Origin of the sequence: Pseudomonas asplenii (assembly GCF_001293465.1) — a bacterium.
Classification (GTDB): domain Bacteria; phylum Pseudomonadota; class Gammaproteobacteria; order Pseudomonadales; family Pseudomonadaceae; genus Aquipseudomonas; species Aquipseudomonas fuscovaginae_B.
This window is the reverse complement of record NZ_JSYZ01000069.1, coordinates 1-717: the sequence shown is the minus strand read 5'-3', so window position 1 is coordinate 717 and position 717 is coordinate 1. Positions and strand designations below refer to the sequence as shown.

Sequence of the window (717 nt, the reverse complement as noted above, 5' to 3'; positions counted from 1 at the left end):
GCTGGCCGCGCAGGCGCAGGGCTGCGGGCATGTGATAGGCGATGCTGGCGGCGTGGTCGAGCTGGTCGAGGAACCACAGGCGTTGCTGGGCCAGGGACAGCGGCAGGTCCTGGTCGCGGGCCACGGCTTCGATGGTCTGCACGGAGGAACGGCCGGCCTGGTCCACGCACTGGGCGAGGGCTTGCAGGGAGCCGATGCCGAACAGGGTGCGCAGGTCGATCTCGGCCCCCAGTTCCTGGTGCAGGCGGGCCTGCAGTTGCACGGTGAGCAGCGAATGGCCGCCCAGTTCGAGGAAGCCGTCGTGACGACCGACCTGGTCGAGACCGAGCAGGGTTTTCCAGATTTCGGCGATGGCCACTTCGGTCTCGCCGACAGGGGCCTCGTAGGCCTTGCTGGCCAGGGATTCGACACCTGGGGCGGGCAGGGCACGGCGGTCGAGCTTGCCGTTGGCGGTCAGTGGCAGCTTGTCCAGGTGCACGAAGGCGCTGGGCACCATGTATTCGGGCAGGTGCTTGAGCAGTTCGTTGCGCAGTTGTTCGGCGGGTGCCGGTTCGCCGCAGACATAGGCCACCAGGCGCTGTTCCTCACGGGCGATGACCACCGCTTCGGTGACACCCGAGATCGCCAGCAACGCGTTCTCGATTTCCCCCAGTTCGATGCGGAAACCGCGGATCTTCACCTGGAAGTCGTTGCGGCCCAGGTATTCCAGGGTGCCGT

1 protein-coding gene is annotated in these 717 nt (G+C 66.9%); it reads right to left on the bottom strand.

What is annotated here, in order from left to right; translation table 11 throughout:
• A partial coding sequence (locus PF66_RS31670; protein ID WP_152973149.1) for a phosphopantetheine-binding protein occupies nt 1-717 on the bottom strand: 717 nt, incomplete at both ends.